This window comes from Streptomyces jumonjinensis, assembly GCF_009600885.1.
Classification (GTDB): Bacteria; Actinomycetota; Actinomycetes; order Streptomycetales; family Streptomycetaceae; genus Streptomyces; species Streptomyces jumonjinensis.
This window is the reverse complement of the sequence record NZ_VCLA01000192.1, coordinates 377018-385731: the sequence shown is the minus strand read 5'-3', so window position 1 is coordinate 385731 and position 8714 is coordinate 377018. Positions and strand designations below refer to the sequence as shown.

9 protein-coding genes and 1 pseudogene are annotated in these 8714 nt (G+C 68.8%); 5 read left to right on the top strand and 5 right to left on the bottom strand.

Translation table 11 applies throughout. The features are described 5' to 3' along the window. Both FF041_RS32375 and FF041_RS32370 read right to left on the bottom strand, forming a co-directional pair. A pseudogene (locus tag FF041_RS32375) lies at positions 1–318 on the bottom strand (DNA primase); the annotation flags it as partial. A 514-nt stretch (positions 319–832) separates the two neighbouring features. Further along, a complete protein-coding gene (locus tag FF041_RS32370; RefSeq protein ID WP_153526016.1) occupies positions 833–1747 on the bottom strand; it encodes a ScbA/BarX family gamma-butyrolactone biosynthesis protein in 915 nt (304 codons plus the stop codon). Positions 1748–1863: 116 nt separating this feature from the next. Here FF041_RS32370 and FF041_RS32365 point away from each other — a divergent pair, with 116 nt between their 5' ends. Both FF041_RS32365 and FF041_RS32360 read left to right on the top strand, forming a co-directional pair. Beyond that, positions 1864–2514 carry a ScbR family autoregulator-binding transcription factor gene (locus FF041_RS32365; RefSeq protein WP_323393333.1) on the top strand — a complete coding sequence of 217 codons (651 nt, stop codon included), beginning with the start codon at positions 1864–1866 and terminating at the stop codon, positions 2512–2514. Positions 2515–2704: 190 nt separating this feature from the next. Continuing rightward, positions 2705–3475: an SDR family NAD(P)-dependent oxidoreductase gene (locus FF041_RS32360; protein WP_153526015.1), complete on the top strand. Its 771-nt coding sequence runs from the start codon at positions 2705–2707 to the stop codon at positions 3473–3475. Positions 3476–3669: 194 nt separating this feature from the next. Here the strand turns inward: FF041_RS32360 and FF041_RS32355 are convergent, their stop codons facing one another. Continuing rightward, positions 3670–4278, bottom strand: coding sequence for a TetR/AcrR family transcriptional regulator (locus FF041_RS32355; protein ID WP_153526014.1), 609 nt, complete (start codon positions 4276–4278; stop codon positions 3670–3672). A gap of 327 nt (positions 4279–4605) precedes the next feature. Here FF041_RS32355 and FF041_RS32350 point away from each other — a divergent pair, with 327 nt between their 5' ends. After that, complete coding sequence (locus FF041_RS32350) at positions 4606–5808, top strand: IS701 family transposase (protein WP_153526013.1); 1203 nt, start codon at positions 4606–4608, stop codon at positions 5806–5808. A gap of 95 nt (positions 5809–5903) precedes the next feature. Here FF041_RS32350 and FF041_RS32345 read toward each other — a convergent pair whose 3' ends face one another. Together FF041_RS32345 and FF041_RS32340 are read right to left on the bottom strand one after the other, a co-directional pair. Further along, positions 5904–6386, bottom strand: coding sequence for a hypothetical protein (locus FF041_RS32345; protein ID WP_153526012.1), 483 nt, complete (start codon positions 6384–6386; stop codon positions 5904–5906). A gap of 1 nt (position 6387) precedes the next feature. Beyond that, entirely contained in the window at positions 6388–6951 is a 564-nt protein-coding gene (locus FF041_RS32340; RefSeq protein ID WP_153526011.1) for a hypothetical protein, read from the bottom strand. 136 nt (positions 6952–7087) lie between these two features. Between FF041_RS32340 and FF041_RS32335 the strand changes: the two genes are divergently transcribed. Next, positions 7088–7531 carry a winged helix-turn-helix transcriptional regulator gene (locus tag FF041_RS32335; RefSeq protein ID WP_153526010.1) on the top strand — a complete coding sequence of 148 codons (444 nt, stop codon included), beginning with the start codon at positions 7088–7090 and terminating at the stop codon, positions 7529–7531. A 167-nt stretch (positions 7532–7698) separates the two neighbouring features. Beyond that, on the top strand, positions 7699–8691 hold the full coding sequence (locus FF041_RS32330; RefSeq protein ID WP_323393331.1) for a DUF1702 family protein: 993 nt from the start codon (positions 7699–7701) through the stop codon (positions 8689–8691). Positions 8692–8714 lie beyond the last annotated feature (23 nt).

Here is an 8714-nt window from a genome sequence, read left to right as displayed (position 1 = left end):
CGCCTGCATCAACAACGCATTCATCCCCGACGTCGACAACGCACGACGGAGCGCCGCGTTGGTGTGCCGACCCGCCGGGTCGCTCTGGACGAGGGACTCGGCCATCTCTCCGGCGGCCCAGAGCACGGTGTCGTCGTCGTCGCTCTGCCAGCGGTGGCCGGTCCAGCGGTACCAGCCGAGACCGGTGACATGACGGTAGTCGCTGGCATACAGCTTGACGAAAAGCTTCGCATTGCCCCGGTCGGCCAGTAGATCAGGCAGCAGACCACGGGCGACGGCCGGTTCGGCCGGTGGGTTCTGAGACAGCTTTCCGGACACGCCGAGCGGATGCTTGCGTCCGGGGCCGGGCAGACTCACGAGACGTGGTCCGGGCCGGGGGCCTGCGGTCGGCGGCCCTGGCACGCCGAACGGTCCGAAGGGGCGGCCGAGCCGGTGACGGCTGTTGCGCTGAGCGCTATTTCAGGAAGTCGAGACGGATTCGCGGCGCGCGGCGCGGAGACCGCCGCCGGTAATCGGCGGTGCGCGAGGGGTGTCACCGGAGGATGAGCGTAGGGGTGCAGCGTTGAGTCGCTTCTGGAAAACTCCAGGTCAAAGAGCATATGTGCATCCTCTCAGCGACTGAAGCGACTCAAGGGCTGGACATGTCCAGCACAAGTAGGCCGAGAGTACAGGGTGGCCGTGTCCCTGTATGGTGCCCGGTGAACCGGCCATAACGTAATGGGTGATCGGATAATTTGTCGATGCTCGGGCGCCCGCTCAGAGCAGGGTCCGTGCCCCGGACGGCACGAACCCGCTCCCCCGCTGATACAGGACCGTCGTTCCTCCGGCAGCGCTAGATCGGCGCTACGGTGACCAGGGCGGACGCGGCGACGGCGTCGTTCTGGGTGGCGACCAGCTTGACCGTGGACAGGTCCAGCACATCAGCCTCGATCAGACAGGGCTGGTTCAGTTCCACATACCGGTTGAACACGGTGTCGAAGGAGAGCGGACGGACCCGGTGGGGTACGCCGGCGGCCAGGGCCGCCTGGTCGAAAGCCTCCAGGAGCACCATCCCCGGTATGTGGTCGTGCGGGTGGTCGAAGAGGACGGGATGGGTGAGGTCGGTCCGCAGCCGCCAGACCCTGGCGCGGTCCGTGGGACTGAGGACGACATCGCGTTCGTTCCGGCGGCCCACGAGCGCGGGGTCCGCGGGCGGTCCGGGCGGCAGCGCCCGGGCGCAGCAGTCGGCGGCGTTCGCGTAATGCCCGCGCACCCTGCGGTAGATGGCCTCGGGGTAGGAGGTGTAGCGGAGCTGCGCGCTGCCCACCGGCCTCCCGTCGCGTACCGCTTCCACCTCCGCGGTCATCCGGGAGGAGCCCTGTCGGCGCCGGTTCACCGTGGTGTGGGTGATGTGCAGTTCCACCCGGGCGGGTTCCGCCGCCGTCCGCAGTCCCTCGCCGGTGATGGTGGAGCTGATGTACTCCCAGCCCAGCCGGTGGTCCAGGGGGATGTCGAAGGCGGTGTGGGAGAGTAGGACCAGTGCCTGGCGCAGGCTCTCCGTGAAGAGAAGCGGCGTATGGGACTCGGGGTCCGCGGTGTAGAAAGAGTGCGCGCAGGGCCATTCAGTCGTCACGACGTGCTGGACGTCTGAAACGCTGCGCCAGTCAGCGACGAGGACCTCCGTGGAATCGACCTTGCGGACGAGCTGCCTGGCGGTCGGCTGTCTCGAGTGCAGGACAGCCGAGCCATGAACGTTAGGTGAAGTCATTGCGAGTTCACTCCCCGTGGGACATCGAAACTGGCCATGCCATGTGCCAGGTGTGACGTGCGGCACTGCATTAAAATAAGGATTATTCTTTTTTTTGTCTATGAGGGAGGGACCCCGTGCCTGAATCGCCTGACACGCGCAGCGTGAAGCAGGAGCGTGCTCTGCGGACGAGGGCCTGTCTGATCCGGGCGGCGGCCGAGGTCTTCGCCGAGCGGGGATTTGCGGGAGCAAGCGTCTCGCGGATCGCGGATCGAGCCGGGGTGACGCTGGGGGCGATGTACTTCCACTTCAAGAACAAGGAGGCGCTGGCCCGCGAGATCGTCCGCAGTCAGCCGAATCTGGTCTCGCCGCCGATCCCGGCCGTTGGCCTTCAGGGTGTCGTTGACATCACCTTGACCTGGGCGTATCAGATGCTCGACGAGCCGCTGCTGCTGGCGGGGGCGCGGCTGGTGACGGATCAGGAGTTCTTCATCGACAAGGATGAGAACTCCCATCAGCAGTGGACCGAGGTGCTGGTCTTGGGATTCGCTGACGCGAATGATCGAGGCGAGCTTCAGCCGGACGTCAACATCCGGGCTGTGGCGCGGATGGTGGTCAGCGTCTGCACGGGAGCGCAGATGCACGCCCACATGGAGACCGGGCGGCGTGACCTCCCCGACAGGATCGAGGAGATGTGGCACTGCCTGCTGCCGGCGATCGCGGAGCCGGCCGCCGCGCGGGGTCTGCTCTTCGGTGAGGAGCGCGGGCGGCGCGGCGTCGGGAGCTGAACTTCCGCAGGTCGGGCCGGACTTGGGAGGTGTGCGGTGCGGCGGCCTGGGCATGACCGCTCTGTACTCGGGTATCGAGGCGGTACGCCCGGGGGGTTAAGGGGCCGTTCCCCGCTAGGGTCTGAGCCTCGGATGATTCAGTGACCGGTAGCACAGTCGGCGCGGGCCGGGTGTGCAGGGGGAGGCGTCCATGCACGCGATCTCGGGTGGGCTGTTACACGGCAAGAGAATCATGATCACGGGAGCGTCCAGCGGTATCGGGGCCGCGGCGGCCCGGCTCTTCACCGCCGAAGGGGCGTCGGTCGTGCTGATGGCGCGACGGGGGAAGCCGCTGTGCCAACTGGCCGAGGACATCGCCGCGTTGGGGGGTCGCGCGGTGCCGGTCGCCGGGGATGTGACCTCCACCGATGATGTCAAGCGGGCCGTCTCGGCCGCGGTGGAGTTCTTCGGCGGGCTGGACGCGGCCTTCAACAACGCGGGCTGGGGGGCGCGGGGGACCGATCGGCACGAGACGGACGACGCCGCCTATGAGCAGATCATGGAGGTGAATGTACGCGGGGTGTGGAACTGTCTGCGCCGTCAGATTCCGGTCATGCTGGAACAGCGGACCGGCGGCACCATCGTGAACACCTCCAGCACAGCGGGGATCTTCGCCACCGGCGCGCTCGCGCCGTATGTGGCCGCCAAGCACGCCGTCCTCGGGCTGACGAAGGCCGCCGCCGCCGAGTACGGCAACCGGGGCATCCGGGTCAACGCCCTGGTGGTGGGCACGACGCGGACCGAGCTGACCGAGGAGGCGCTGCGCAGCCGGCCGGAGCGGCCCGTTGCTTCCCGCGCCATCCAGCGGCGGATGGCCGACCCGACGGAGGTGGCCCAGGCCGCGGCGTGGCTCTGCAGCGACCGTTCGTCCTTCGTGACCGGCGGGGCCGTTCCGGTGGACGGGGGATGCAGCGCCGTATGAGGACGGTGGGGCCTTGGCCGGTGACGGTGCTTTCTGGCCGGGCCCGGGGATGCAGCGCCGTATGAGGACAGCGGGGCCTTCGCCGGTGACGGTGCTCGCTGACCGGGCCCAGGGATGCAGCGCCGTAGGAGAATGCCCGGGCCCGGGGCTGTTCGGCCCCGGGCTTCCCGGTCCCGCACGCTCTTCCGTCAGTCTCAGGGACCCGGTGTGATCCGGCGGGCCGAGATGCCCGTCAGCACCAGCTGCCAGATCCGGGCGAGCAGATCGACCGCCCCCTCCGAAGGTGCCGTCCCGGCCGCCCGGTGGCGGCGCAGGGTGATCTCCGCGCCCGCTATCAGATGCACCACCAGCGTCGACATCGCCTCGGGCTGTGCGGAGGCGCGCAGTTCGCCGCTGTCGTAGGCACGCCGCAGCAGCTCGTCGGCGGTCGGCAGCCAGATCTCGGACCAGTGCGCTCTGCCCGGGCGCTCCCGTTCCAGGCGCACCATGGCCCGTACCGTGTCCTCCTGCTCGATCAACCGGGCGAGTTCCAGGGTGAGTTCGCCCAGCTGTTCCAGCGCGGGCGCGCTGCCGACGGCCATCCGGCTGAGGGTCGCCCGCACCTGTGCCCTGCCCTGTGACTCGACGGCCTCGGCGAGCTCCGCCTTGGACGGGAAGTGGAAGGTCACCGCGCCCAGGGAGATGCCCGCCGCCTTGCTGATCCTGACCAGTGACGCGCCCGCGTAGCCGTCGAGGTCGAACTGCGAGGCGGCTGCGTGCACCAGACCTTCGCGGGTCCTCGCGGCTCTCTCCTGTTTCACCATGTTCTCTCCGAGGGCGTCGGCGGGCACAGTGCTGCGGACGCGTTACCGGGCCCGAGCGGCCGATGCGGCGGCCTTCCGGGGCTCTCCCCACCGGTCCGGCCGGGATCGTTCCAGCTTCTGCCGAGGCCCGGCGCGGTGGCAACGCGAAGTTGCCCAAGTAAGCAAAACCCTTGGTCACGGTGGTGGGCAGAGTCGTGGCTGCGTGCCGTCGGCCGCATCGTGCCCCTTCCGCCGGGGAGGAGCCGTGCTCCTCCGTTGAAAAAAAAAGATAATGTTCGCTATTCTATAGCCGTGTTGGATGGGATGCCCAGCAGGAGGGAACTCGCCATGACGGCACACGATGTGAACCGGTCACGCCTACCGATCTCCTTACTCGCCGAACAGATCTTCGGACACCTCCCGCGGGCCGATCAGCGCTACTGGGCGCGGGCGTATCTCCAGGGGCTGCTCACGACGGAGGGCAAGAAGTCCGTGCGGAGGATCGCCGCCACGGTCTCGACCTCGCCGACGGCGTCCCAGTCCATGCATCAGTTCGTCAACGCCAGTCCCTGGGAGTGGGCTCCGGCCCGTGCCGAGCTGACCCGGTGGATCGAGCGGCAGATGGCACCGCGCGCCTGGACCCTGGACGCGGCCGTTCTACGCAAGCGCGGAGATCACTCCTGCGGGGTGCACCGCCGGTTCGTCCCGTCCACCGGGCGGTCCGTCAACTGCCAGCTGGGCATCGGCGCGTTCCTCACCACGGAGACCGAGGCGCTGCCGGTGCACTGGAGCCTGCTGCTCCCAGGCGCCTGGGCGAAGGACGAGGAACGGCGCTCCCGGGCCCGTATCCCCGCCGACGCCACCCACCGCACCATCGAGCAGCACGCTCTGGACCTCGTCGACGCGCTGACCGACAGCACCCATCTCAGCGCCCCGCCCATCGTGGCCGATCTGAGCCACCACACCGGGGTGACCTCGCTGATCCGCGGACTCACCGCGCGCGGCCGGGACTTCGTCGTCACCCTGCCCGGCCGTACTCCGGTGATCCCGGCGGGCCGGACCGCGGTGCGGCAGAGCCAGGCGACCGAACTGCCCGCGGCCATCGAGGCGCGGCGGCTGTTCGAGCTGAAGCACGGCGGCAGATTCCGGCTCGACGCCCAGGATGCCCCCGCGGGGTGGGACGGCCGGCTGGAGCGGGCCTCGGTGACGACCGCGCTGGTACGGCTGCCGGAGGTGCGGCTGGCACGCCAGTCCCACCACCACGTCTACCGGATGTTCGCGGTCCACCCCTACGCGGGACGCCGTACCACCCGGATGTGGCTGACCAATATGGTGAACCGGCGCACCGAGGAGCTGACCGCGCTCACCAAGCTCCAGCGCAGGGCGGGCCTCACGGTGCAGACGCTGGAGAACGATTTCGGACTGCTGGATTTCGAGGGCCGCTCCTACCCGGGCTGGCATCACCATATGACCCTGGTATCCGCCGCCTGCGCCTACAGCAGGCTGGAGTTGTCCGACCCGGCACCCGTCCGGACGCCCGTTCTGGTCTGACCGTGCTCCTCGCCCATGATCACGGTGACATCAGCCGATGTGGGTGTGTCCGGACCGTACCGGACACACCCACATCCCGTTCGGCGGCCCGGCTGCTATCCGGGCACGGGCGTCCGTACCGGCCGGGGCAGCGGCGGCGGCGCAAGATGCCGTCCGGCCACCACAGCGAGCACGGTGTAGCCGGCGAGCAGCAGCAGCACCGTGAAGATCCACTCCTGGGAGCCCCCGGGGCCGTAGACCCGCCCCGCGTTCCCCACGTCCACGGCCGCGGCCCGCTCTCCGGCCTCGAAGCTGTCCCGGCCGCTCCCGTACAGCTTGACGCCCTCCCGGTCGACGGTTCCGTCGGCGGACCGGAAGGTTCCGGTCCATTCGCAGGTCTCATGACCTCCGTGCCCCACACAGCCGAGCCGGGCCGCGGTGAAGGTGCCCGTGGTCCCTTCGCCGGTCGCCGCCCGTGCCGCCTCGCCGAGATTGGGCAGTGACACATAGAGCAGCAGACTGCCCGTCAGCAGAAGCAGCAGCGATACGAACCCCGATGGCTTCCGGGCCTTTCGCGTGCCGGCGTCCGCGGACGTCATCTCAGTCCTTCGGGGCGCAGTGGCAGCGGGCGCTCGCGTTGTCGCTCCGGCCCGCGCGGGTGTGCAGATACATCGCGATCACCATGGGGATGGTGACCAGGGTGTTGTAGAAGAGATGCAGCTCCACCCGGGGCATGATCAGCTGAATGATGCTCGTCGGGGCCGCCTTGTCCAGCAGATAGGCTCCGGCCAGCGCCTGGAGCAGCAGCAGCAGATGCTCCAGATGGTGCCAGATCTGGAGCCCGAGCGAGGTCTTCCACCAGGTGCCCGAGGCGCCGGTGAACCCCGGCCGCAGCATGAAGAGACCGATCATCATCAGCAAGGCGTAGCCGTAATGCATCCACTCCGAGGTGACCAGCCAGGGGAAGGGAACCCCGAGCACCCCGCGGGCCTCGGGGAGCGGCCAGCCCAGAGCATAGATCTGGATCGCCTGAACAAGATGTTCAGCCCAGTGGGCGACGACGATGAACAGAAAGATCCGCAATCCCAGCTGGTGGTGTCTGCTGTTGAGGGCGTCGAGTCCGCCCCGTACCCCGCTCGGCGGGGCTTCGGTGCTGGTTGCCATAGGAACCTCCATGGTCCGGAACCGGTGGTTTATCACAGCAGCAGCCCCTGTGAGGCGGCTTCTCTCCACGTGCTCTGTTACCGGGCCCCGCCGCCATTGAGTCCTTTCACGCAACTCATTGCGCTACGGTCGGTTCATGCTGCCTCGGACCTATGAGGGCCAGGACTGCTCCCTGGCCCGCGCCCTCGAAGTGATCGGCGAGCGCTGGACCCTGCTGATCGTCCGCTCGGCCCTGCTCGGGGTCAAACGGTTCGACGGGTTTCTGGGACAGCTGCCGATCGCGCGCAATGTGCTCACCAACCGGCTCGCCCGGCTGGTCGATCTCGGCATCATGGAGCGGGTGCCCTACCAGGACAAGCCGGTGCGCCATGAGTATCCGCTCACTCCCATGGGGCGGGATCTGACGATCGCCGTCATCGCCCTGATGCAGTGGGGGGACCGCAATCTCCCCACCGAGCTGGGGCCCCCGCGCCGTGCCGAGCACATCGGCTGCGACGGTCATGTGAGCGTGCGGATGGGCTGTGCGAAGTGCGATCGCGATCTTCACGACGAGGAGGTCGCGGTGCGCCGCGCCCGCTGATCCACCCCCGCCGCCGCCCGCCGATCGGCCGCTTCCGCGCTCGCTCTGAAGTCCATGCATCGCACAGGTGTGCGCACTTGTGAAGATGCCCGCCCTCGCGAGGCCAGCCGACCATGAGGCCCCCGCCACCCCTGTGAGGGGTGGCCACCGGGCCGAGGAGGCAGAGCGTGGCAACCGCAATGGGCTCCCTGCGCAGACTGGTCATGGCCCCGTCCCTGCGTGACGTGAGTTTCGCCGGGCGTGGATTCGCCGTACCGGAGACGGCTGCCACCAGGCAGCTGGAGTCGATCCCGCAGGCCATGGTCACCGGCTTCGAATGGGGCATCGACGCACGCGACCTCTGGGAGATCGAACGCCGGCTCTCGCTGGTCGACCCGGAGGTCCAGGGCTTCTCCTACGAGGGTGCGACCATGGCCTTCGTCATTCGCGACGCGATGGGCCCCGGCCGCGGCCGTCGTACCCGGGAGCTGCTGACGGGCGCCGGGCGCAGACATATCTTCCTCAACTACATCGGCATCGGCTTCGCCATGGCCCGGCTGCCGCGCGTGCTGTGGAAGAAGGTCATGCCGGAGCTGGACGGCGAGGACTTCTATCCGCCGATGAGCTGGCTCGCCGTCGACGGCTACGGCTTCGACCGCGCCTACTTCGACACCGACCGCTACGTCCGCGATCAGCGGCTGGACACCCCGTACGGCTGGGACGGCCACTCCGGCTACTTCCGGCGCGCGGTCGACCAGGGCATCGGACGCGCCCTCTGGTTCATCGACGGGGCCCGCGCCGACCATGTCGCCGCCGCAGTGAACGCCTTCGCGGTTGAACGCCGCCCGGATCTCTGGGCCGGCGTCGGGCTCGCCGCCACCTTCGCTGGCTGCTCCACCGCCGCCGATCTGGCCGCGCTCCGCGAGAGCGCGGGCGACCTGCGCGGCCATGTCGCACAGGGCTCGGTCTTCGCGGCCAAGGCCCGCCACTTCTCCGGCGCCGTCCCCGAGCACACCAGGACTGCGCTGCACGCGCTGGCCTCAATCTCCGTCGAGACGGCGGCCCTTCTCGCCGACGACTGCGCTCCGCCCGCCGAGCGCGAGGGCGAGATCCCCACCTATGAACTCTGGCGCCGCGCCGTGCGCGGAAAGCTGCCCGCAAACGCGTTCGAGCATTCCTGAAGTAGACGCTTCCGCTGACACTT

What these genes read in the sequence shown, in the direction of transcription:
- FF041_RS32355 (WP_153526014.1), bottom strand. Translation starts at nt 4,278, where the DNA reads ATGGTGAAACAGGAGAGAGCCGCGAGGACCCGCGAAGGTCTGGTGCAC.
- FF041_RS32370 (WP_153526016.1), bottom strand. Translation starts at nt 1,747, where the DNA reads ATGACTTCACCTAACGTTCATGGCTCGGCTGTCCTGCACTCGAGACAG.
- FF041_RS32345 (WP_153526012.1), bottom strand. Translation starts at nt 6,386, where the DNA reads ATGACGTCCGCGGACGCCGGCACGCGAAAGGCCCGGAAGCCATCGGGG.
- FF041_RS32360 (WP_153526015.1), top strand. Translation starts at nt 2,705, where the DNA reads ATGCACGCGATCTCGGGTGGGCTGTTACACGGCAAGAGAATCATGATC.
- FF041_RS32340 (WP_153526011.1), bottom strand. Translation starts at nt 6,951, where the DNA reads ATGGCAACCAGCACCGAAGCCCCGCCGAGCGGGGTACGGGGCGGACTC.
- FF041_RS32350 (WP_153526013.1), top strand. Translation starts at nt 4,606, where the DNA reads ATGACGGCACACGATGTGAACCGGTCACGCCTACCGATCTCCTTACTC.
- FF041_RS32335 (WP_153526010.1), top strand. Translation starts at nt 7,088, where the DNA reads ATGCTGCCTCGGACCTATGAGGGCCAGGACTGCTCCCTGGCCCGCGCC.